Source organism: Cyanobacteria bacterium FACHB-DQ100, assembly GCA_014695195.1.
Classification (GTDB): domain Bacteria; phylum Cyanobacteriota; class Cyanobacteriia; order Leptolyngbyales; family Leptolyngbyaceae; genus Leptolyngbya.
In genome coordinates this window covers 214001-236368 of record JACJNW010000011.1, presented here as the reverse complement: position 1 = coordinate 236368, position 22368 = coordinate 214001, and the positions used below count along the sequence as shown (strand labels likewise).

At 49.3% G+C, this 22368-nt stretch carries 31 protein-coding genes and 4 pseudogenes; 7 read left to right on the top strand and 28 right to left on the bottom strand.

The window, feature by feature from the left end; genetic code table 11:
* The first annotated feature begins 89 nt into the window (after positions 1–89).
* Together H6F51_03100 and H6F51_03095 are read left to right on the top strand one after the other, a co-directional pair.
* Entirely contained in the window at positions 90–428 is a 339-nt protein-coding gene (locus H6F51_03100; GenBank protein ID MBD1821499.1) for a hypothetical protein, read from the top strand.
* Positions 376–642 (top strand): hypothetical protein, encoded by a 267-nt coding sequence (locus H6F51_03095; GenBank protein MBD1821498.1) that lies wholly within the window; start codon positions 376–378, stop codon positions 640–642. The genes H6F51_03100 and H6F51_03095 overlap by 53 nt, the downstream gene beginning before the upstream one ends.
* Before the next feature lie 77 nt (positions 643–719).
* On the opposite strand, the gene H6F51_03090 is transcribed toward H6F51_03095, so the two are convergent.
* The 22 genes and pseudogenes from H6F51_03090 to H6F51_02985 all read right to left on the bottom strand — a co-directional run bounded on the left by H6F51_03090 (position 720) and on the right by H6F51_02985 (position 11397).
* Entirely contained in the window at positions 720–1088 is a 369-nt protein-coding gene (locus tag H6F51_03090; protein MBD1821497.1) for a hypothetical protein, read from the bottom strand.
* A 60-nt stretch (positions 1089–1148) separates the two neighbouring features.
* Positions 1149–1392, bottom strand: a pseudogene (locus H6F51_03085) (hypothetical protein).
* Between the two features lie 100 nt (positions 1393–1492).
* Complete coding sequence (locus tag H6F51_03080) at positions 1493–1936, bottom strand: 50S ribosomal protein L15 (GenBank protein MBD1821496.1); 444 nt, start codon at positions 1934–1936, stop codon at positions 1493–1495.
* 13 nt (positions 1937–1949) lie between these two features.
* A complete protein-coding gene (rpsE, locus tag H6F51_03075; protein MBD1821495.1) occupies positions 1950–2477 on the bottom strand; it encodes a 30S ribosomal protein S5 in 528 nt (175 codons plus the stop codon).
* Between the two features lie 12 nt (positions 2478–2489).
* Positions 2490–2855 carry a 50S ribosomal protein L18 gene (locus H6F51_03070; GenBank protein MBD1821494.1) on the bottom strand — a complete coding sequence of 122 codons (366 nt, stop codon included), beginning with the start codon at positions 2853–2855 and terminating at the stop codon, positions 2490–2492.
* 3 nt (positions 2856–2858) lie between these two features.
* Complete coding sequence (gene rplF / locus H6F51_03065) at positions 2859–3407, bottom strand: 50S ribosomal protein L6 (GenBank protein ID MBD1821493.1); 549 nt, start codon at positions 3405–3407, stop codon at positions 2859–2861.
* 19 nt (positions 3408–3426) lie between these two features.
* Positions 3427–3828 (bottom strand): 30S ribosomal protein S8, encoded by a 402-nt coding sequence (gene rpsH / locus H6F51_03060; GenBank protein MBD1821492.1) that lies wholly within the window; start codon positions 3826–3828, stop codon positions 3427–3429.
* Positions 3829–3852: 24 nt separating this feature from the next.
* Positions 3853–4398 carry a 50S ribosomal protein L5 gene (gene rplE, locus H6F51_03055; protein MBD1821491.1) on the bottom strand — a complete coding sequence of 182 codons (546 nt, stop codon included), beginning with the start codon at positions 4396–4398 and terminating at the stop codon, positions 3853–3855.
* A gap of 49 nt (positions 4399–4447) precedes the next feature.
* Entirely contained in the window at positions 4448–4759 is a 312-nt protein-coding gene (locus H6F51_03050; GenBank protein ID MBD1821490.1) for a 50S ribosomal protein L24, read from the bottom strand.
* A 39-nt stretch (positions 4760–4798) separates the two neighbouring features.
* Positions 4799–5164: a 50S ribosomal protein L14 gene (gene rplN / locus H6F51_03045; protein MBD1821489.1), complete on the bottom strand. Its 366-nt coding sequence runs from the start codon at positions 5162–5164 to the stop codon at positions 4799–4801.
* 17 nt (positions 5165–5181) lie between these two features.
* Positions 5182–5427, bottom strand: a complete 246-nt coding sequence (rpsQ, locus tag H6F51_03040) for a 30S ribosomal protein S17 (GenBank protein MBD1821488.1) — start codon at positions 5425–5427, stop codon at positions 5182–5184.
* A gap of 5 nt (positions 5428–5432) precedes the next feature.
* Complete coding sequence (locus H6F51_03035) at positions 5433–5639, bottom strand: 50S ribosomal protein L29 (GenBank protein MBD1821487.1); 207 nt, start codon at positions 5637–5639, stop codon at positions 5433–5435.
* A gap of 3 nt (positions 5640–5642) precedes the next feature.
* Entirely contained in the window at positions 5643–6071 is a 429-nt protein-coding gene (gene rplP, locus H6F51_03030; protein MBD1821486.1) for a 50S ribosomal protein L16, read from the bottom strand.
* A 90-nt stretch (positions 6072–6161) separates the two neighbouring features.
* A complete protein-coding gene (gene rpsC / locus H6F51_03025) occupies positions 6162–6914 on the bottom strand; it encodes a 30S ribosomal protein S3 (protein ID MBD1821485.1) in 753 nt (250 codons plus the stop codon).
* An 11-nt stretch (positions 6915–6925) separates the two neighbouring features.
* Complete coding sequence (rplV, locus tag H6F51_03020) at positions 6926–7285, bottom strand: 50S ribosomal protein L22 (GenBank protein MBD1821484.1); 360 nt, start codon at positions 7283–7285, stop codon at positions 6926–6928.
* 5 nt (positions 7286–7290) lie between these two features.
* Positions 7291–7569 (bottom strand): 30S ribosomal protein S19, encoded by a 279-nt coding sequence (gene rpsS, locus H6F51_03015; GenBank protein ID MBD1821483.1) that lies wholly within the window; start codon positions 7567–7569, stop codon positions 7291–7293.
* A 20-nt stretch (positions 7570–7589) separates the two neighbouring features.
* Positions 7590–8453: a 50S ribosomal protein L2 gene (gene rplB / locus H6F51_03010; protein MBD1821482.1), complete on the bottom strand. Its 864-nt coding sequence runs from the start codon at positions 8451–8453 to the stop codon at positions 7590–7592.
* 18 nt (positions 8454–8471) lie between these two features.
* Complete coding sequence (locus H6F51_03005; GenBank protein MBD1821481.1) at positions 8472–8771, bottom strand: 50S ribosomal protein L23; 300 nt, start codon at positions 8769–8771, stop codon at positions 8472–8474.
* Positions 8761–9396, bottom strand: a complete 636-nt coding sequence (gene rplD / locus H6F51_03000; GenBank protein MBD1821480.1) for a 50S ribosomal protein L4 — start codon at positions 9394–9396, stop codon at positions 8761–8763. Before rplD ends, H6F51_03005 begins: the two co-directional genes overlap by 11 nt.
* A 3-nt stretch (positions 9397–9399) precedes the next feature.
* Complete coding sequence (locus H6F51_02995) at positions 9400–10038, bottom strand: 50S ribosomal protein L3 (protein ID MBD1821479.1); 639 nt, start codon at positions 10036–10038, stop codon at positions 9400–9402.
* Between the two features lie 675 nt (positions 10039–10713).
* Positions 10714–11054, bottom strand: a pseudogene (locus tag H6F51_02990) (DUF5615 family PIN-like protein).
* Between the two features lie 13 nt (positions 11055–11067).
* Positions 11068–11397, bottom strand: a pseudogene (locus tag H6F51_02985) (DUF433 domain-containing protein).
* Between the two features lie 219 nt (positions 11398–11616).
* On the opposite strand from H6F51_02985, the pseudogene H6F51_02980 reads away from it, so the two are divergent.
* A pseudogene (locus H6F51_02980) lies at positions 11617–12007 on the top strand (Uma2 family endonuclease).
* 4 nt (positions 12008–12011) lie between these two features.
* On the opposite strand, the gene H6F51_02975 reads toward H6F51_02980, so the two are convergent.
* Together H6F51_02975 and H6F51_02970 are read right to left on the bottom strand one after the other, a co-directional pair.
* Entirely contained in the window at positions 12012–12878 is an 867-nt protein-coding gene (locus H6F51_02975) for a phosphodiester glycosidase family protein (GenBank protein MBD1821478.1), read from the bottom strand.
* Between the two features lie 208 nt (positions 12879–13086).
* Positions 13087–13950 carry an EamA family transporter gene (locus H6F51_02970; GenBank protein ID MBD1821477.1) on the bottom strand — a complete coding sequence of 288 codons (864 nt, stop codon included), beginning with the start codon at positions 13948–13950 and terminating at the stop codon, positions 13087–13089.
* A gap of 9 nt (positions 13951–13959) precedes the next feature.
* On the opposite strand from H6F51_02970, the gene H6F51_02965 reads away from it, so the two are divergent.
* Positions 13960–14556 (top strand): tRNA-(ms[2]io[6]A)-hydroxylase, encoded by a 597-nt coding sequence (locus H6F51_02965; GenBank protein ID MBD1821476.1) that lies wholly within the window; start codon positions 13960–13962, stop codon positions 14554–14556.
* Positions 14556–15032 (top strand): GNAT family N-acetyltransferase, encoded by a 477-nt coding sequence (locus H6F51_02960; protein MBD1821475.1) that lies wholly within the window; start codon positions 14556–14558, stop codon positions 15030–15032. The genes H6F51_02965 and H6F51_02960 overlap by 1 nt, the downstream gene beginning before the upstream one ends.
* 35 nt (positions 15033–15067) lie before the next feature.
* Here the strand turns inward: H6F51_02960 and H6F51_02955 are convergent, their stop codons facing one another.
* Positions 15068–15322 (bottom strand): hypothetical protein, encoded by a 255-nt coding sequence (locus H6F51_02955; protein MBD1821474.1) that lies wholly within the window; start codon positions 15320–15322, stop codon positions 15068–15070.
* Between the two features lie 92 nt (positions 15323–15414).
* Positions 15415–18819, bottom strand: coding sequence for a phycobilisome rod-core linker polypeptide (locus H6F51_02950; GenBank protein MBD1821473.1), 3405 nt, complete (start codon positions 18817–18819; stop codon positions 15415–15417).
* Positions 18820–19370: 551 nt separating this feature from the next.
* Here H6F51_02950 and H6F51_02945 point away from each other — a divergent pair.
* Positions 19371–20441 carry a M4 family metallopeptidase gene (locus tag H6F51_02945; GenBank protein ID MBD1821472.1) on the top strand — a complete coding sequence of 357 codons (1071 nt, stop codon included), beginning with the start codon at positions 19371–19373 and terminating at the stop codon, positions 20439–20441.
* A gap of 22 nt (positions 20442–20463) precedes the next feature.
* Positions 20464–20754 (top strand): hypothetical protein, encoded by a 291-nt coding sequence (locus H6F51_02940; GenBank protein ID MBD1821471.1) that lies wholly within the window; start codon positions 20464–20466, stop codon positions 20752–20754.
* A gap of 270 nt (positions 20755–21024) precedes the next feature.
* Here the strand turns inward: H6F51_02940 and larE are convergent, their stop codons facing one another.
* Together larE and H6F51_02930 are read right to left on the bottom strand one after the other, a co-directional pair.
* The gene (larE, locus tag H6F51_02935) at positions 21025–21837 is read right to left on the bottom strand and encodes an ATP-dependent sacrificial sulfur transferase LarE (protein MBD1821470.1); all 813 of its coding nucleotides are present in this window, start codon (positions 21835–21837) and stop codon (positions 21025–21027) included.
* 100 nt (positions 21838–21937) lie between these two features.
* On the bottom strand, positions 21938–22162 hold the full coding sequence (locus tag H6F51_02930) for a Calvin cycle protein CP12 (GenBank protein ID MBD1821469.1): 225 nt from the start codon (positions 22160–22162) through the stop codon (positions 21938–21940).
* Between the last annotated feature and the right edge of the window lie 206 nt (positions 22163–22368).

Genomic DNA, 22368 nt, shown 5'->3' with positions numbered 1-22368 from the left:
CTTATGTGCTCACGAATGCCTGTTCCGATCGCACCTCCTTTAATTTCACTCAACTCATCTATGCTTGAAAAGCAAGTTTCCCTAATGGTATGAGTGGTATCAATCGTGAGATTTTTCTTGACTCTAAACACACTGCAAAACGTTTACCGGGAACTGCCCAAGTGCAACGACTATTGGGACGAGGAAGAGCAGCTCACGTTTTCCATGATGAGGCAACGATGGAGCGAGTTGCTCAAGCGGTCATTGCAAGCGGAGAATTTACAGGTATCATTCGAGAATATGAGCGGTATGGACTATTGTTTTCGGAGTCGATCGGGTATCGAATTGATCCAGATGGCTCGACCATTCCCTTGTTCTACGGAGAGGTGAAGATTAATGCAGAAAACCGATATCACGTCATTCCCCGTACCGGCCCCAGTGAAGGATAATTGGCAGTTTGCTGAGGTGTGGATTGAACCGATGCTTTCTCCACCCTATATTCTTCTGCTATTAGGAGATGAGTCAGGTCGTTGTCAGATCTTTGATCCTGCAAAGGGTTATGCAGTCATTTTCAAGAGTTCCAGCTATGACGAGGCACAACATTGGTTGCTAGAAGATGAGTATGAACCGATCGAGGGTCGGCTTTCGTCTTCTGAGTTATAGCTGCGGACACGCTCCGCGTGAGTCGCTTGTTTACGTGGCGCTTTGTGCCCAGGCAGCGCATCATGGTAATCGCAGTGCTACATGATCGAACTAAAAGGCGATTCCTGAATAAGATCTACACTTGCCCAACGTACATCAGAAATAGAGAACTTATTTAATTCAGATGGTGTCCACACAGCCCACTTCTCTAATGAGGATTGTCTAAAATTCCAGCCTTGTCCCAATTCATCTACAATGTGCTGAAACGCTGCATCTGAATCTTCTTTAGGGATGAACTCTAGAAAAATCTCAATATATTGCGGGATCTTCCAATAAGTATTGATACTTTTTCGACTCAAGCCTACACATTGTTCAAACATGCTTATGACTGATACTGCTGCTTGCTCACACAATTCTATTTGTGAGGTTTCTACAAAAACACGAACGAGAATAATCGTAGAAGGCATTGATTGTAACTCTATGTTCACTTTTAGTGCGTAATTTCACTATATACGGCCCGTCGAGTGTCATTGATTAACATTCTGCGCTGCCATCATCGTATTGATGTGGGTGAAAATTCGAGCGAGTTCTGCAGAGCGCATCCAGTTCCCCAATTTCTTCAACTGCCAGTTGATCCGCTTTCTTTTTCTCTAGCAATTCTTCCATGCGAAGCTGTAACGCATCGCTAAACTTAAACAAATTCCATTCACCAATTTTCTCAATTTGGATTTCGTGCAGAAGTGAGGATGGTTTGTTAAGAACTGCGCTCATTGCAACCTTTTCAATGCTTTAGCGTTATTCTATCCGGTCGATTAGCAAAAAAGACCCACACTAAACAGTGCAGGTCTTTTCAATTCACTAGCTTTAGAACTTAAACAATCTCGCAAGTTCCGCCAGCCGCTTCAATCTTCGACTTCGCGCCCTCAGTAAACGCTGCTGCTTTCACAGTCAGCTTTACCGACAACTCACCATCGCCCAAAATCTTCAGCGGACCATCATCCTGAGTCACAATCCCCGCATCCATCAGCGAAGATAACGACACTTCAGAATTGGCATCCAACTCAGCCAAATCGCTCACATTGACCACCGTGAAATACTTCCGATTGATCACCGTGAAGTATTTCAACTTCGGCAAGCGACGATACAGAGGCGTTTGACCCCCTTCAAATCCCGGACGAGTCGGACGACCCGATCGAGACTTTTGACCCCGCATTCCAAAGCCACCACTCGCGCCTTGACCCGCAGAAATCCCGCGACCAATGCGACGCTTCCGCTTGGTTGAGCCTGGTTGGGGCACAGCATCTTCTAATCTCATGATCTAGTGCCTCCTAAACGCCGTAAAGTTGTTCAACCGGAATGCCGCGCTCTTGAGCGACATCCGACAGTGTGCGAAGTTCTGCTAACGCATTCACCGCAGCACGCGCATTGTTCAACGGGTTGCCTGATCCAAGCTGTTTCGCCAGAATGTTCTTCACGCCAGCGAGTTCTAGCACCGTCCGAACAGCACCCCCGGCAATTACCCCAGTACCCGGAGCCGCAGGACGCATCATCACTTTAGCGCCGCCGCCCATTGCGGTTGCAGGATGTGGAATCGAGTTAGATTTGGTCAGGGGCACATCGATCAGATGCTTTTTACCATCTGCGACACCCTTCTTCACCGCACCGATGACATCGCTGGCTTTACCCACGCCGACACCGACTTGACCTTTCTCGTTTCCAACTACCACGATCGCTCTAAAGCTGAGCTTTTTACCACCCTTAACTACTTTAGTTACACGGCGGATTTGTACCACGCGCTCTTGGAATTCGGATTCCTTTTCGCGAGATTTCTTTTCTTTTCCTTTTGCCTTAGCCATTTGTGTTTGCTCCTAGAAGTTTAGACCTGCTTCACGGGCAGCATCCGCTAAGGTCTGGACGCGACCATGATATAAGTTACCTCCGCGATCGAACACCACTTGTTCGATGCCTTTGGCTTTCGCACGATCAGCAATCAACCGACCGACTTCAGCCGCAGCTGCGCAGTTTGCTCCGGATTCGATTTTTTCTTTCAGTTCCGGCTCGACGGTGGAAGCAGCCGCGATCGTGGTTTGAGCCACATCATCGATCAGTTGAACATAGATGTGCTGATTCGATTTGAACACGGCTAACCGGGGACGCTCTGGAGTGCCCGACACACGACGGCGAATCCGAGCGTGACGCAGGCGTGTAGATTCTCGACGACTTACTTTGCTCATGGCTTATTTCTTCCCTTTACCACCCGTCTTACCAACTTTGCGACGGACTGCTTCGCCCTGGTAGCGGATTCCCTTACCCTTGTAAGGTTCCGGTGGACGTACCGCCCGCACCTTCGCCGCCGTATTGCCGACGATCTCTTTATCAATTCCGCTCACAATCACGTTGGTGTTGTTTTCGACTTGGAATTGAATGCCGTCTGGCGGTTCGATCAGTACCGGATGGCTGTAGCCCATGCTGAGGTTCAGATTCTTACCCTGAACCGCAGCCCGATAGCCGACCCCTTGAATTTCTAAGCGGCGTTGAAATCCATTTGCCACTCCTTCAACCATATTGGCAACCAGAGTACGGCACAGACCATGACGTTCACGCGCCATCCGCGAATCGTTGACCCGATTCACGGTTACGGTATCGCCTTCGGTTTCGATCGTAACTCCCGCAGGCAGAACTCTTGACAGTTCTCCTTTCGGCCCCTTCACCACGACTTCTTGACCGTTAATCGCGACGGTCACTTTCGCAGGGAGGGTAATCGGACGTTTTCCAATTCGAGACATAGTTTATTCCTCCAACTGCTTACCAGACGTAGCAAAGGACTTCACCGCCAACACCCGTTTTGCGAGCTTCGCGATCGGTCATGATGCCGCTTGAAGTGGAAACGATCGCAATCCCGATGCCGCCTAAGACACGCGGCAGATCCTTACGATTCGAGTACACCCGCAAACCCGGACGGCTCACGCGCTTCAGCGCGGTGATAATCGGCTTGCGATTTTTGCCTTTGTACTTGAGACCCAAGACTAGGTTTTTCTTGGGAATTTCACCTACTTCTTCGACTGAAGCGATAAAGCCTTCAGCGACTAATACCTCAGCAATACTGCGAGTCATGCGGGTGGATGGAACTTCGGTCGTTTGGTGACGCGCTAGACTAGCGTTCCGAATGCGCGTCAGCATATCTGAAATGGTGTCGTTTGCTGCCATAGTTGCCTCTGTGATTTGACTGCGTTAGTTATCTCGGAACGGCATACCCAGTTCTTTCAGCAGGGCACGTCCTTCTTCATCAGTGTTTGCAGTCGTAATGATCGAGATGTCCATTCCCCGAATTTGATCGACGCTGTCGTACTCAATCTCGGGGAAGATCAGTTGCTCTCTCAGACCGAGGGTGTAGTTACCGCGTCCGTCAAAGCTTTTCGGGCTGATGCCGCGAAAGTCCCGAATCCGAGGCAAGGCTAGATTCATCAAACGATCCAAGAAGTTGTACATTCGATCGGCTCTCAGCGTCACCATCACCCCAACTGGCATTCCTTGACGAATTTTGAATCCGGCGATCGCTTTTTTAGCGCGAGTAACGACGGGTTTTTGACCAGTGATGATTGCGAGTTCGTTGACAGATGCTTCAAGCGCTTTCGCATTCTGTGACGCTTCGCCCAGACCCCGGTTGACGGTGATCTTGACGACTTTGGGAACTTCGTGGATGTTCTTGTAGCCAAACTGCTCGGTTAACTTGGGAACAACTTTTTCTGCGTACGAGGTCTTCAGTCTGTTGGACATAGTTTAGATTCCTCCCTGGGCTTGGTCAGGGGCTAAATGAATGCAAGGCTTAATCAATGATTTCGCCGGTTTTGACGAGTTTTCTCACTTTGCGTCCATCTTCGGTGAAGGTGTAGCAAATGCGAGATGCGACTTTTTGCTTTTCGGAATACAGCATCACGTTCGAGCTGTGGATGGGAAATTCGATCGTTTCGATCCGACCGGATTCGCCTTCTTGTTTCGGCTTGATGTGTTTGGTTTTGATGTTCACGCCTCTCACAATCACTTTGCTGAGTTTAGGAAATGCGCGAACAATCTCACCAACTTTGCCCTTATCGTTTCCGGCAATCACTTGTACCGTGTCACCCGCTTTGACGTGCATTTTTAGAGCAACGGGGGACTTTTTCTTCTTCAATGCCATTTACAGCACCTCCGGCGCTAGAGAAACAATCTTGGTGAAGTTCTTTTCGCGGAGTTCACGCGCAACTGGGCCAAACACACGGGTTCCTCTAGGGTTGCCGTCTGCGTTGATAATCACGGCTGCATTGTCATCAAACCGAATGCTCATGCCACTATCGCGACGCAAGGTTTTGCGAGTGCGAACAATGACGGCTTTAACAACATCCGACTTTTTCACTGCCATGTTCGGGATTGCATCCTTCACAACAGCAACAATGACATCGCCAACTCCGGCATAGCGACGGTTGCCACCCAGTACACGAATGCACATGAGCTTCCGAGCGCCGCTGTTGTCTGCCACATTGAGATAGCTTTCCTGCTGAATCATGTCCGTCTCCTGATAGGTTAGGCTTTAGTACTCAGGATCTCAAGCACAGACCAGCGTTTGGTGCGGCTCAAGGGGCGAGTTTCCTGAATCCGGACGCGATCGCCTTGTTTGCACTTGTTTTCTTCATCATGTGCTTTGTAGCGCTTTGTCCGGACGACGATTTTTCCGTATTTTGGGTGCGCGGTGCGGTTTTCCACAGCCACGACCACCGTTTTGTCCATTTTGTCGCTGACAACTAAGCCAACTCTTTCTTTAACTGCCATTGGACTTATTCACCTTTCAACTGTCTTTCACGTTCCACCGTCAGGAGCTGCGCGAGGCGATGCTTGAGGTGTTTGAATTGATGCGGTTTTTCGAGTTGACGAGTTCCTTGCTGCATTCGGAGTTGGAATAACTCTTTCTTGACAGAAAGGATCTGATCCGAAAGTTCTTCGTCGTTTAGCGATCGAGCATCTGCAATTTTCGGAAGTGCCATGATTTATGATTCCTCCTCAACGACTTGCTGACGGGTGATGAATTTCGTTTTGATCGGGAGTTTGTACTGGGCGAGGCGCATGGCTTCACGAGCAGTTTCTTCCGGGACTCCAGCGATTTCAAACATAATCCGACCAGGCTTCACCACGGCAACCCAGTATTCGGGCGCACCTTTACCAGAACCCATCCGGGTTTCTGCGGCACGAGCGGTGACGGGCTTGTCGGGGAAAATCCGAATCCAGATTTGTCCACCCCGGCGAATGTAGCGCGTCATTGCACGACGGCTAGCTTCGATTTGGCGCGATGTGATCCAGGTTGGCTCTAGGGCTTGTAAGCCAAAGTCACCGAAGTTCAGTTGACTTCCGCGTGTCGCCAATCCTCGCATCCGACCGCGCTGTTGCTTACGGAATTTTGTTCTTCTTGGGCTTAACATTGGTCGATACCTGTATGTGGGGAGTGGGGAGGTGGGGAGTGGGGAGCGAGATGTTTCAATGTTCTCTCGTCCCCCTACTCCCTACTGTTCCTACCCTTCGTTCGATCGATCTTCAAATCGCTGACGACGCTGTTGACGACGACGCGGTTGTTGGTTCGGCGCGACAACTTCAGCTTCACGCTCTTGTCCGGGCAGGATTTCTCCTTTGAACACCCAAATTTTGATGCCTAACGTTCCGTAGATCGTTTGGGCAGTCGTGTAAGCATAATCGATGTCGGCTCTGAGGGTGTGTAGGGGAACACGACCTTCGCGAGTCCACTCTGGACGGGCAATTTCAGCCCCATTCAGGCGACCGCTCACTTGGATTTTGATGCCTTCGATGCCTGCACGTTGAGCACGCTGGATCGCTTGGCGCACGACGCGCCGGAAGGAAACCCGACGCTCTAGCTGTTCTGCGATGTACTCGCCAATCAGCATGGCATCAGCATCCACACGAGCGACTTCCACCACGTTAATGCGGATTTGTCGATCGTTTGCGCCTAACGCTTGCTGGAGGTTCGTTCTCAGCACTTCGATTCCAGCGCCACCACGACCGACGACCACGCCAGGGCGAGACGTGCGGATTTCTAAATCAATCTGGTCGGCTTTGCGTTCGATACGGATTTCCGAAATCCCCGGCTTTTTCAGGTTATCCAAGTTCTTCGGATTCTTGGTGAAGAAATGCCGAATCTTGTGGTCTTCCTGAAGCAGATCGGGATAACGATCGGCATCAGCAAACCAGCGCGATCGGTGTTCTTTGATCACACCGAGCCGAAAACCATTGGGGTTAATCTTCTGTCCCATGTTGTTCTCCCTTATGAATCTGCGCCCGGCGCAACGCCGATCGTGATGTGGCACGTCGGTTTGCGGATTTGATATGCCCGCCCTTGCGCTCTCGGTCTAAACCGCTTCAGAACAGGTCCTTGGTCAGCATAGGCTTGACTTACGACTAGACTGGCGCGATTTAAGCCTTCATTATGTTCTGCGTTTGCGGCTGCCGATCGTAGAACCTTGAGAACAGGTTCACAAGCGCGATACGGCATGAATTCGAGGATAATCAGCGCTTCCCGATAGGAACGTCCGCGAATTTGATCCAGCACTCGGCGCACCTTGAACGGTGACATCCGAATGTAGCGGGCTACCGCTTTGACTTCTCCTGGTGTTTGTGTCGCCATTGTTCCTACCTCCGCGATTTCTTATCGCCGCCGCCATGTCCCCGGTAAGTCCGGGTAGGCGCAAATTCACCCAGCTTGTGACCGACCATTTGTTCGCTCACGTATACGGGAACGTGAACTTTCCCGTTGTGAACTCCAAAAGTCATGCCGATCATTTGCGGCAGAATGGTGGATGCGCGTGACCAGGTTTTGATTACCTGAGTGTCGCCTTTTGCTCTTGCGTTTTCCACTTTTTTCAATAAGTGGTCAGCAATGAAAGGCCCTTTTTTCAATGAACGTGCCATCGTTTTTCGTCCTCTCTAACTTACGATTCGCGTCCGCCACGTCCGCGTTTAGAAGTCTTACGACGACGACGCACGATCAGGGCGCTACTGAGTTTCTTCTTGTTGCGAGTCTTTGCACCCAACGCAGGTTTACCCCACGGTGTCACCGGCCCCGATCGACCGATCGGGGCCCGACCTTCACCACCACCATGCGGGTGATCTACGGGGTTCATCACACTACCACGCACTTCCGGACGGCGACCCAAATGGCGTTTGCGCCCAGCTTTTCCAAGCGTTTGGTTGCGGTGATCGGTATTGCCGACTTGTCCGATCGTGGCGTAACACTCTTTCCGCACCATCCGAACTTCAGTCGAAGGTAGCTTCAGGGTGACGTAATCGCCTTCTTTTGCAGCAACTTGCGCGGCAGCTCCAGCAGCCCGAACGATTTGTCCGCCTTTACCGGCTTGCAGTTCGACGTTATGAACGATCGTACCGAGCGGGATCTTTTCGAGCGGTAAAGCGTTACCAACTTCGATCGGGGCATCGTTGCCTGCTTGCACCTTTGTGCCAACCGTCAATCCAACTGGATGCAGGATATAACGCTTTTCACCATCGGCGTAGAACAACAATGCAATTCGAGCGTTGCGGTTCGGGTCGTATTCGATCGCCGCAACCGTCGCGACTACATTGCGTTTATCACGCTTGAAGTCAATGATTCGGTACAGTTTCTTGTGACCGCCGCCCCGGTGACGACAGGTGACAACACCCCGATTGTTCCGTCCTTTATTGCGGTGCTTGTACACCACCAAAGACTTTTCGGGTTCCGACTTGGTGATTTCTGCGAAATCAGGGACACTGCGTTGACGAGTGCCAGGGGTATAGGGTCGAAAATTTCGGATGCCCATAGTTTGCTCTCTGGGTGGTTATACTTCGGGGAACAGAGTGATCGTGTCGCCTTCAGCCAGGGTGACGATCGCTTTTTTGTACTGCGGCTTGAAGCCAATGTACTTACCGACGCGCTTCTTCTTGCGAGGAAGATTCATTGTGCTGATGCCCGTGACTTTCACGTCGAATAAGTATTCGATCGCGGCTCTAATTTCGGGCTTCGAGGCTTTCGGCTGAACTTCAAAGGTGTATTGGTTCAGTTCGAGCAACCGTGTCGCTTTTTCGGTAATCAATGGGCGACGAATGATATCAGCTAAGTTGCGGGGATCAGTCTTCACCGTACACCTCCTGGATTTTCTCAAGTGCTGCGGAAGTCGCAACAATGTGATCTGCATGGAGCAAATCATAAACGTTGAGGTTATTCGCTGAAATCAATCTCAGTCGCTCCACGTTCCGAGCGGAGAGATAAACGTTCTCGTCTCGCTCAGCCACGATCATCAAAACTTTCGATCCCGCTTCAACGCCCCAACGCGATAATGCTTGAACAAGCTCTTTGGTCTTCGGGCGAGGCAGCTTATCTGCAAAATCCTGCACCACGATCAAGTCTTCCGCCCGTCCTTGGAAAGCAGTTCTCAGCGCGAGTCTTCGCTCTTTGCGGTTCATCTTGATCGAATAATCTCTGGGTTTCGGGCCAAAGATTACACCGCCACCTCTCCACAACGGAGAACGGTTTGAACCTGCACGAGCACGTCCGGTTCCTTTCTGTCTCCAAGGCTTGCGACCACCCCCCCGAACTTCTGCACGGGTTTTAGTCGAAGCATTTCCCTGACGAGCATTCGCCAATTGACGAATCACGGCGCGGTGCAAAATGCCAGCAGCGCTTTCGGGTCTTGCGGTTTTGAGATCGATCGCTGCGGTTCCCGCTTCAGTCCCGTCCCAATCTTTTACTGTAAAGTCTGCCATGTCTTACTTACCCCCAACGGTCTTAGCGGGCAGGATTTGCACAAGCGCTCCGGGCTTTCCGGGCACTGCCCCTTTAATCAGAATGACGTTGCGTTCTGTGTCCACACGCACAACAGTCAGCTTCCGAACGGTGGTCTGAGTTCCGCCTAAGCGACCTGCCATCCGCTTTCCTGGGTAGACCCGTCCGGGAGTCGTTCCCGCTCCGGTTGAACCCGGCTCACGGTGGTTTTTAGAACCGTGAGACATCGGGCCTCGTGCAAAGTTGTTGCGCTTTTGATAACCCGCGAAACCGCGTCCAATGCTGGTTCCAATCACATCTACACTTTGACCTGCCTCAAACAGGTCAGCATTCAACTGCTGACCGAGGGTGTATTCTCCCGCATTGTCTACTCGATACTCGATCAGATGTCGCAGAGGTGGCGAATCTGATTTTTTCAGGTGACCCAGTTCAGGCTTGTTCAATGCCTTCTCGGTGCATTCACCATATCCAATCTGGATGGCGGAATAACCGTCTGTTTCTTTGGTTTTGACCTGGGTTACGGGGCAGGGGCCGACTTGAATGACGGTAACAGGGATTGCTCTCCGTTGCTCGTCGAATACTTGAGTCATGCCCAGCTTTGTGCCGATAATGCCGACAGCCACTGTTCTTTCTCCTTGTTTACACATCATGACAAATGCAGCGAACAGGCTTCGCCTCGATCGCCGATTTGTGTCTCAGTCACTCCAACGGAGTCCACGGTCGGAAGACCAGAAGAATCTTACCTCTAGGAGATTAGAGGCAGCGGATTCCGCGTGTTTCGTTGTACTTCAGGCATTCGATGAAAAAGCTGAGGTTGAGTCATGCTCTGGAATGCGAATTCCGATCGGACTTAAGTAGGGTGCTACTCAGTTTCCGGGAGTCGGAATACAGTTCGCGAAAAGAACTGAAGTCTAATGGTTTCAGCTTTCTCGCCTGAAGGTTGCGATTCTAGGGGTTTTAGAAATGCACTCTCGCACGTCTAAAAGCTTATCTGCAAAGAATATCCGCAGTACTTCCCCTAAATTCGCCCAACTGATTTTTAGCGACAATTAAACAGTGTAAGACAAGATTGGTAAAACTGTCTACAAATTTTTCTAGGTTGGGATTTGGAGGAAGATGGCGATCGAGAATTAATCAGAAACCCAAACTAACGATATTGAAGATTGTTTCTCTGCCCAATCAACTAGAAAATCAAGTCAACTAGAAAATCAAGTTAATTCCTCCACGGTTTGTAGCGTTTGGGGTTGGGGAAGTGATCGTCTCTCGGCTACATAGCCCTCAGTCAACCATGGATGGCATCAAACGCCTGGACGGACAATACGAATTAACTTGCCTTGTAGACAAACGGCTTCTGCGATCGCGGTATCAATTCGATTTGCTAAGGCTTGCCAATCTCGGTCGTTCGTACAAACAATGATGCCTATATGATCTGAATTGTTGCGGTGTAATTGGATGAAATCTTTGCGGTTTTGGGTGAGAAGGGCGCGATTGTCGATCGTGGCAAAAGCCAGCACCTCCGGACAGGAATGCCCTGATTGGCTTTCCCCGCCTCTTGAGCCGCCAAAACATCGTGTCCTAAACTTCTTAAAAACTTCACAACCGGGTACGGGAACTGCTCATCAGCATAAAGACGCACCACAGATTTACGCTGATTACGTTACTTCGTCATTTTCCCGAATCTCTACTTCAATCTCATCGGGAAACGCCTCAGAGTATGCCCAAGCATTTGCAAGGTCAGTCGCAGAGAGAGAAGGATAACTAATGAGCATATCTGCTTCACTGAATCTAATTCGACGGGCTTCAACCAAGCCCCAGACCGTGATTCGAGTTCCAGCAATGCAAGCACTTCCGCCGCATACTCCAGGAGTTTTTTCGATTCCTCGTCCTAACGTGATTTTGCCTTGAGAAAGAAGTTAAATAACTTGCGTCTTTTCTTCGTCAGAGAGTGCCATTAGTTGCGGCGTTAATTCTTTTAGTGTCATAGCAGACTTTGAATTTGAATCAGAACCTTTCCGCGTTTATCCGCACACGATCGATTACTCACCATCTTAAGCGAAATCAATTTGTTGAAGCGCTAGGATCACCTTACGCGGTTTGTAGCGTTTGGGGTTGTGGGATCGCCTTTCAGCTACTGTCATCGCAAATCAGTAACAGAACTACAATCATGGTAAAGCATTGCACCCGCTCAGGAGGCAAGATAGATGACAACTTTGCTGATTCAAACTGAGCAATTTCCTTTGGTTGTTAGCTTTCCTGCGATCGTGCAGATGACCAATGAACAGTTTTATGAGTTCTGCCACGCCAATCAGGATTTACGCATCGAGCGGACGGCACAAGGCTTCGTTTGCACCAATTTGTCCTGATCTCGTGATTGAACTGAAGTCATTCAGCGATACATTGAGTGGACTGCAAGCCAAAATGCAGGAATACATTGAAAATGGAGCGATTTTAGGGTTTTTGATCGATCGCAACAATCGCACAGTTCATATCTATCGTCCGGGTCGATCGCCTGAAGTCTTAGAGCATCCTGAAGCAGTGAGCGGTGATTCAGAGTTGCCTGGATTTGTCCTGCAAATGGCAAAAATTTGGTAAATTGCTACTTTCCGGGTTGTAGTGCAACTTGATTGTTTTGCTGAAAGTCGTACCACGATCGCTTCAATCCCTCTGGTGCAGAAAAGCGCGAATCATACACCGTAATCACATTGGTTAGCTCACGTCCCGGAGATTGCACAATCCGATCGCCGACTGCTAATGCAACCGAAGTTCCACCATCGAGATTCATCGCTTCGTAAGCACCAATTGATCGCATAATTACTGCTTCTTTTTCTAGTGTAATGGGCTGGTGGAATGTGACGAAATAGAGGCGATTCGCGTTTTTGGGAAAGCCGATTGCCGATCGTACTGCCACACCGGAAACAGCCGGATCACTAAAGCCCTCTTGCTGAGGATTGATGGATATCTCGCCTTGTTTAAGCAATCGAGGGCCAGCGGTGAGCGAGAACCAGTGTTGATTCCAGTGCGGTTTACCTTCAGTGCGAGCTGTGATCATCTCAGGACGATTACCGCGACGAATGCCTAATGTTGTGCCATAGTTCTCCCAAGGACTGAACTTCAGGAAGCGCCCGCCTGCAACCATGTTTCCCATCACGCGCTTCTGGTCATCCATGCTGAAGAATGTTCCATTGATAGTTAGCGCAGCTTTGCTACGGCGTACCATTGCTTGAAAAGCTTCGTCTCCACGAGTCGATCGTGCACTATTCGCCTGACTTGCTTGGTTTGCAAGTCCAATGCTGATAAAAGTTTTGGGATCATTCAGATCGATCGTTGCAAGTCGAATCGGGACACCTTTGATCGTGCCTTCGATAAATGAAATTGGGCGGGCAATTCGAGGACGTTCAGACTGGGCGATCGCCATAGTGCGATGCGGTGCTTGTGGAGTCGTCGAGACTTGGGGAAAGATCATTGCACAAGTAAATAGTGCACAGGTTGCAGTAACTGAAATGCTACCAGGAAGCGAGGATAATCGACGAATCATGAAGCGCTTGCATGAGAAACTTTGATGATCATGCCTTGTGTATCAATTTTTCAGAAGATACTTAAAAATCTGTAATTTCTCTAAGTGCAAATACTATCAGAGACAATCCGCAAAAGATTCAATGGATGTAGAGGGATTAGAATAAAGTGATAACGATTACTCCAAACACCATGATTGCGGCTCCGGTCAGACGTTCTCGTAATCCTCTTTCGTGAAACAGAAAATGCCCGAACAATACACTGATTAGAGCGCTCATGCGTTTCACTGCAATGACTTGTGTTACCAAAGTGTAGGTTACTGCAATCATCTGAAAGGTAATGGCGATCGCATGAAACAATCCAATCACCATCAATGGTTTCAGGTTAGGCAGAATTTGATTGAACTTACGACGTGAGTTAAACCATGCGATCGGGAACATTCCCACTGCTAAGTAACTATACATAGCAGTTGACCAAAACAATGGCGAAGAATGTACTACGCCCACTTTATCGAAGTTAGCAGTAATGCTCCAGATAAAAGCAACCATTAACATAAAGCGGCTACCTCGATTACGAAACAAAGCTCTCAAGGGTGCAAAGTAACCATTCCGGCGTTCACGTAAGTTTAGAACATAAGAGCCAACAACAATCAGCAAGATACCGATCGCATCTGCAAAACTCGAACTTTCCTGCACGATCAACGGCGATGTAACTAAGAGAAACAGGGGGGTCAATGTTACTAAGGGAACTGTCAGTGATAAATCTGCAATTTGAAGGGCGCGAATGTAGAGGGCAAAGGAAATGACATTCAAGCTACCCCCGATTAACAAGGCTATCCAAAACTGAGGATCAATCTTTGGAATTCCGGTTAGCAACAATAGTGGAACTAAAAAGATAACAGCAAAGATATTTGCAACCCAAGCAACAATGTAAGCATCTAGATTTCTGAGACTGTGTTTGCTGGAAACATCCTTCAAAGACTCAAAAAAAGCCGTTAAAATTGCAAATACTAACCAAATCATGAGGGTTCCGTGGTTTCTTCTTTTCCGACGATTCGCTTTTTACAGCAGCCAACTTCTGAAGCTTGGATTCATCAAGCGATCGCAAGCTTGGACACAATTCTGCTCGATCATTCTCACTGTGAGCGAAAAGCCGCAGGAGTCGCATTAAATCTCATGTTCCGTTATCCTTCTAGTGCGAAATTAGTACGGATGTTAACCGCGATCGCCCAAGAAGAGCTAGAACACTTTGAGCAAGTAAACCAAATTTTGGAGCGTCGCGCTATCCCTCTTGCGCCACTTGCCCCACCGCCTTATGGTGCTAGTTTGAATAAACAGATTCGCCGCGAAGAACCCGATCGGCTGTTAGATTCGCTGCTGGTGTCAGGACTGATCGAGGCTCGGAGTCATGAGCGCTTAGGATTGTTGGCGCAACATTGCGGGGATCAAGAACTGGCAAAATTCTATCGTGCATTGATGGCATCAGAAGCGCGACACTATGGCGTGTATTGGACATTAGCAGATACTTATTTTGAGCGGTCGCAGATTACACAACGATTAGAGGAATTAGGCGCGATCGAAAGCGAGATTCTATCAACATTACATCCTCAACCTAGAATCCATAGTTGATGCAGTATCAAGACTTTCTCGTTCGGCATTGGCAATCCTCGGATCGAATCAACGCATTCAATCTGATTGGTTCTGTGTTGGCAGAATATGGCCTGACGCAAGAACCAGAGGGAGCCGATCGCGATGTATTAGAAGTTGAGAATTTCTATCAGAAACAGAACGGTGAATTTTGGGTGATTGAGCGAGACAACAAATTGGTTGGAACCGGAGCTTACTATCCAATTTCACGCGGTCAGAATGCAGTCGAGATTCGCAAGATGTATCTATTGCCCGAAGCACGAGGCGTTGGGTTAGGAAAGTTCTTATTAACTGAATTGGAAAGTGCGATCGCTAAAAAAGAATTTGACCAAATTTGGATAGAGACTGCCAGCGTTTTGAAAGAAGCGGTTCAACTGTATGAACGTAATGGATATGAACCGAGTACCGGAGTTGAGACTTTGCGGTGCGATCGAGTTTACGTCAAGTATTTGAGATAGCTTCTTATCTAACACAAGCTTCACGAATTACAGCGTTAGATATCAATCCCGTCCCATAACTTTGAAATTGGGAACGTCTCTCCCGCTCTTCCTTGAAGAATGGCTTCTTGTAGGTCAGCTAAAATCTGTCCGCTTGCATCGTTTTCGTCGATCGCATCAAGCCCACTTTCCTCTAATTGCAGGAGCTTGATCAGTTCTTTCCAAAGTTCAACCGGAATTAGCACGTCAGTTTTTTCGCCTGCTGCATTCGTGACATATTTTACGCTGGCTTGAACCTCTGGAATTGGCATAATCGCAACTCTACAAAGGTTTCTCAATTATAAAAGCAGCCCTCGATCGCTGAGTATGTGATCGAGGGCTGCTTTCATTCAATCAAATCAACTTAGCTGAGGCGACCCGTCACATACGAGGGCGACAGATCCGACCACGACTGTTTCACCAAGTCTGCATCTGCTTTCACACTACCGAGGTAGTTTCCAGCAGGCAGCGAGGGGAAGCGCTTGTACGGAACCACATCTTCGCCAAAGTAGCGCGTGTATTCTGCACTATTGACCATTGCCTCAACCGCACCTTTCAAGCCTTGATCCGCCAGGATCTTGTTGTACTCGCGGATTTCGCCTTGAGTTGCGGGCGCACGACCCAACAAGTGACGGAACAAGAGTTCAATCACTTTCGTATTCGGGTACGGGGCATAGAAGCGACGGACGTAGATGTCTGAGCTTGCCAAAGACTTGACGAACTCACGCACAGAGATTTCACTGTTGCGAAGTTTACTTTCAAGGTCAGAGCGTCTAAACTGGCTCGGCACTTGTCCGCTGAACACATCCATCACTTGCACGTAGATGGCATTGATTACCAGTTCGCTTTCACCCTGCGTCATGCCCGGATTCATCCGATAGATGCGAGCAGGTTTACGGCGGCTGGTTCCGACTCCTTCTTCAACTGACTGACCCTCACCGTTGGTGTAGGATTTGCCAAGTTGAATAAATCGGGGCTGGCTACCATCAGGCTTGCGCTCTTGGATGGCGAGGTCTGCGATCGCGGCTGCGGTCAGCGGCATTTGTGCCACATCCATGCGCGATCGTGCAGGCGAGAAGCTCGGAACCTCTAGCTTATTGTTTTGCTTGGTGAGCTTGTTGTACAGGGTTTGAGAGTTCGGGAAGTTCGCCGCAGGCAGGGTTAAGAAGCGGTTGTAAGGAACCACGTCTTCACCGAATGCTTCAGCGTATTCCGCACTGTTCACCATCTCGGTCACAAATGCTTTCAAGCCCTGAGCTGCAAGAATCTTGTTGTATTTGCGAATTTCAGCTTGATCCAGTGGGGCACGTCCTAAGAAGTGTTTCGTTCCCAGTTCGATCACTTTCGTGTTCGGGTAGGGCGTGTAGAACTCTTTGATGTACAAGCTGGAGATCCCTAAACCAATGATGAATTCTTTCAGGTTGATTTCACCATTGCCGAGCTTACTTTCGAGTGCAGAGAATTCGTTTTGCGCCACATAAGGAGCAATATCACGCTCAAACACTTGACGGTAAGCAGCACCAATTACGGTCTTGAGATTCCTCTTGTCGTTGAGTTGCGTCAGCTTGAACACTTTGGTTTGTTCGCGCTTCTTGCTAACTCCTTGATTGATTCGGAAATCAATATCAGGCTGAGTCCGAATTCCGCTTGCTGTGCCCAACTCGACGAAGCGAGGAGTCTCTTCCTTCGTGACCTTCGTGCCTTTGTCTTGGATCGAGCCTACACGAACGGTTCTGGATGACAGACCCGCAGGAGTGAGATAGCGCTCATACGGAACGGTATCTTCTCCAAAGGTTTTGTTGTACTCTTCGGTGTCAAGAATTGCGTCGATGACGGCGAAAACGCCTTTCTTCGAGCAGAGATCAAAGTATTTGTTGATTTCTTGACGACCGTAAGTCGGACGACCCAGTAAGCGACGGTGGATGTATTCGATCGCTTTCGTCACATACAGTTTTTCCCAGTACAAGCTGCGGAACAGGGGCGATTTTGCCAGACGACGCACGAACTCTTTGACAGTAATTTCGCCGTTTTCCAGCTTGATTTCGTCAACTTTGAGCCGTTGTCCTTCGTAGACATCGCGACCGAAGACTTGCAGATATGCCGCTTTGATCACCGCTTGGGTCGAGCTTTCTGAGAACTTGGTGCTGACACCTTTAGATCCTGTGGACTTCTTGCCAAACGACCCAGTAAAGCTTGGGCTTTGGTCGTATTTGAAGACTTTCGGACCGAGAGATCCGGGAGTAGCGCCACGCGCACTCGGATTGCTCACTTGGTTGTTGATGCCAGGGCCGCGATTGATCAGAATCCGACGAGTATCCTTGCCGAACGGAGCAGGGCTGGCGCTGGGGTTCTTGGTTTCTTTCGGGAAGATTGCACCGAATTGAATTTCCAGTGGATCGTTTCCAGAACCATAAGGATGCTGATCCGGTAGCGGTTGGTCGTAAGAAGCAAAGGTCGTGAGGAACTGCGGAACTTTGCGGAAGGGCGCACTGTAGTTAAACAGGTCTTGTTGTGGCCCCCAGTTGCGGCATTCTTGGGCTTCTTGACCTAAACCGCGCAGATACGGAACGGTTTCTTCGCCGAAGTAGTCGCTGTATTCTTTGGAATCGACGAGCGCATCGACGAGGGCGTTTAGACCTCCAGCCGAGACGATCGAGAAATATTTCTGCACTTCTTCGCGCGAAGAAGGCCCGCGACCAAGAATATGACGGAATGCCAATTCTAAAGCGCGGCTATTAATATACGGTTCAAAGAAATTTTTGCGGTACAGAGGCGATTTTGCTAAGCGGCGAATGAATTCCTTCATCGAAATATCGCCGTTTTTCACTTTGGATTCGAGATCCGAAATCCCTAGTGAGTAAGCGCGGGTAATGTCGCGTTCAAAGACTTGACGATAAGCAGCTTTCACGACATCGTTCTTTTCGCTGCTTGATAGTCCCGGCTTCATCGCGAACTTCGGACGGCGTTCTGCGGCGTTGAAGTAGATTTGCGGCAGTTGCAGACCTTGAAGATCTCCCGAGGGACGCTGACGCACTTTATCCGAAGGAGTCGGCGCTTTGAACTCGGTGATCAGCACATCGAAGTATTGATCGACGATCGTTTTCGCGTCGGCATCGTTGCGGAAGTAGTTACTCGCGGCAACTTTCATCTCTTGCAATGCGACGATCGTGGCATCGGTCGAGCAGGCGCGTTCGATGATCTCGCGCAAGCCGCGAGTATTCACCGAGATAATGTTTGGATCTCCGGCGACGATCGCATAAGTCGTATAGCGTAGGAACCAGCTTAAGTCGCGTAACGACTTCGCCATGTTGCTTGGACCATAGCGAGCGACGTTAATCGGACGAAAACCGGGAGGAACTGCACCCGCGCTCGGAGTTAAGAAGAAGTTCCGAATGCCGCCGAACAATCCGCCACCGGAGCCTTCCGCATAAGTGACCGTACCCAGTTTCATTCCTTCTTCGGTATTCAGCGTTGTGCCTGCTACCGTTTTCACAGGTTCTTCAGCGGGCTTTTCGAGGAATGCCATCGGTGAGCCGCCGGTAAAGATGCGGTTTGCCGATCGAGAGACGATCAGTTCTGAGTTTCGCGTCAGGATTTCAGCGATTTCCAGACGTTTTTGTCCGGATTTGAAATACTGCACGAGTTCATCGAGTTCGCCCCGCCCCAAAAAGCGGTCTTGTTGCTCTGCCTGTGAAATCGTAGCAACTGGTACGGTTTGGTATAGTTGCGGGCGTGCAACCGAGCTTCCACCACTTGCCTTAACACTCATTGGATTCTAAAGCTCCCATTTACGGATCGTTACTGTGTTAAATCTGACCAGAGCGTCACCTGGCACGTTATTTCTTGAGAACCAAAGCGCACCGAGGCGCATCAGCCTTCGCACTGTTAAACGATTTGCCCAGGGTCAACCAGTTCATTCTTAGATTAAAACGTTTCGGGTTCTTACACTTGAATTATTAAAAAGTGTGACGAAGCCGATCGTGTTTAGTGCTTTCTCATCATAAAAGACGGGAATTGTTTTTCTGAGAAGCACTATAAGTTTTGTAACCAATTGCATCATAAACTTGAGCGTTGCAGATTGTGCATCAAGCTTTTGATGCACTGCCGGAATCAACGATCGTTCTGTTTTTCGAGATTTAGAAACAATGAGCGTCTGACTAAAGATAGAGATTGCAGCAGAGTTTAGAATTTAAGCGCACTTGGCTCACACCTTTCCCAACAATTTCTAAAGAAACCGTGGGTAAGAACGAACTCGTTTATAGGCTGATAGATGAACTGTCACCAGAAAGACAATTCAGTCTGTCATCACCGGAGCGACCTATGAAAAAAGCCCGTCGTCAAAGCCATTGTCGTCCCAATCGCAAGGATTTTTGCCCAATTTGTCATATTGTGCCGCCGCATGTCACCGATCGCATTATCGTTAACGGCAACGAAGCTCAGCGTGAGTGGGCATTACAGAATTTGCGGGCTTCAGAGCAGTTTCGAGGACGACGAGAAGCCGTGGGAGCCGTTCATTTCATGGCTGCCGCTAACGAAAAACGTCGCACGATTTACACCGCAGAAAACGATACCGACTTGCCGGGGAAAATTGTGCGCGGTGAAGGTGCGGCAGCAGTCGAGGATGTTGCCGTGAATGAAGCGTATGACGGATCAGGAGCGACTTACGATTTCTTTGAGGAAATCTTCCAGCGAAACTCGATCGATGGTTTTGGCATGCGCTTAGATTCTACGGTTCATTATGGAGAGCAATACAATAACGCCTTCTGGAACGGCAGCCAGATGGTTTACGGCGATGGAGATGGTGAACTTTTTAATCGGTTTACGATTTCGATCGATGTAATTGGGCATGAACTGACGCATGGTGTGACCCAAAGCGAAGCCGCATTGATCTACAGAGGACAATCGGGCGCGTTGAACGAGTCTTTCTCGGATGTGTTTGGCAGTTTGATTAAACAGAGAGTTTTGAATCAGACGGCTGATCAGGCAGACTGGTTAATCGGCGAAGGCTTGCTGACTTCTAAAGTGAATGGAGTTGCGCTGCGATCGATGAAAGCTCCCGGAACCGCTTACGACGATCCGGTACTGGGGAAAGATCCGCAACCTGGGGACATGAGTAAGATCTACACAGGCAGAGCGGATAACGGGGGTGTGCATATCAATTCCGGCATTCCCAATCGAGCGTTCTATTTGACTGCAACGGCGATCGGCGGTTACGCGTGGGAGAAAGCCGGAAAGATCTGGTACATCGCCCTTACAGAGCGGTTACGCCCCTCGTCTAATTTCCGCAGTGCTGCACGAGTCACTTCGACGATCGCGGCTGAGCTGTACGGTGCAAACAGCACTGAACAAAAAGCGGTTCAGAACGCCTGGAAAACAGTTGGTGTTAGCTAATTAAAGAAAGGGGGAGGGATCGATGCGCGTCACGCTTGAACAAAGTGGAGGCTTTGCGGGACTGATGATCACAAAAACGATCGACACTCAGAATCTCTCCCCATCCGAAGCCAAAGAGTTGGAAGAGATGGTTCAATCCTCCAGTTTCTTTCAGTTAACCTCGGTCATGGAGGCCTTTCCGCAGCCCGATCGATTTGGCTATGTACTGACGGTCGAGATGGACGGGCGGACGCATTCGATCGAGATGAGTGAAACGAATATGCCCGAATCGGTGCGATCGATTGTGAAGTGGGTGCAGGCGCGATCGCGTTAATTGGCGATGAGTTTAGAGAAAGAGTTTGCTGCAATGGTGAATCACGATCGATTTGTCATCGTTGAGTATTTATGACTCTTCGTTGAGTATTTATGACTCTTCGTTAAGTATTTACGGCTCGCCATTGAGTATTTATGATTCATCGTTGAGTGTTGATTGCTCAACGGCGAGTATTTATAGCTCACGCTTGAGTATTTGTGGCTCAACGGCGAGTATTTTTATGACTGACCTTGATCGCCCACCTCCTGCATTAGCAGTGGCAATCGCTCCTCAGACCGACTTAAATTGCAGCACTTGATTTAATTTGCCGCTCCGGTAGCCCTCTAAATCCAGCGTCACATAGAGGAATCCATAAGACTGAAACGCTTCGGTGAGTTTCAGCAAATCGGTCTGAATCACAAACTCTTTTACCTGTTCCGGCAGCACTTCAATTCGAGCCGTGTCACCCTCCGATCGCACTCGAATATTCTGCCAGCCAAGCTTTCTCAAATACACTTCAGCCCGTCCAACTCGCTGCAGTTTCGCGATCGTAATCTCTTCGCCATACGGAAAGCGCGAACTCAAACAAGGCTGAGCAGGTTTATCCCAATACGGCAACCCTAAATGCTTGGCGATCGCCCGCACTTCCGCTTTGGTAATCCCCATCTCCGCTAACGGCGATCGTGCGCCCCGCTCTTTTGCCGCTTGAATTCCCGGTCGATAATCGTGCAAATCATCAGCATTCACGCCATCAATCACATACGGATAACCCCACGCCTGAGCCAGTGGTTTGAGCGTATCGTGCAATTCACTCTTGCAGAAATAACAGCGATTCACCGGATTCGACGCATAGTCCGGGTTATCCAGTTCATGCGTCTGCACGACCTTATGCACAATTCCGATCTCAGCCGCCTGAATTTTGGCATCTTCGAGATCTTCGGGCAGCAGCGAGGGCGATTCAGCCGTCACCGCCACCGCACGATTTCCCAATACATCAAACGCGACCTTCGCGACTAAGGTGCTATCAATCCCGCCGGAATAAGCGATCAAGGCGCGATCGAGGTCTACAAATAAGCCTTTTAACTGGTCTAATTTCTCGTACATTGCAGGGAACCAGGAATCAGGGGTAATCTCCGTTATGACACAAAAAAGCAAGCAACGATCGCTGCTTGCTTTTACTCTAGAGATGAGACGGTTTCAATGCTTACTCGTCGTAAACGCGGCACTCTAGCGCGTCGGGGTTGTCATCACAATATTGTTCAAGCGAGTTTTTCGGCTTCACGCTTTGGCGTTGGTGAGCCGCTTCTGCCTGCAACTCTTCTACGGCATCCCATGCCGCAGCACACTCGCCCGAATTCGACCCGCTAACATCGCAGGCTTTGCGAGCATTCTCACGCTCGGCTTCAATTTGCTTTTGAATATCGCTCATTGCCATAGGATTCGTCCTTAATTTTCAAAACAGAATTCTGTGCGAGAGAGTAGAACCGATCGTCTGTCTGGGCTAAACACGAAGACCGACAGAACTACCAACATATCAGCTTAGGACATTGATCCTATTTAATTCTGCTAGCTGGAAGACAGTCCAGAGAGTGCTGACTCAGTTTTTGTATATCTATATTAATCCGTGACGAACGA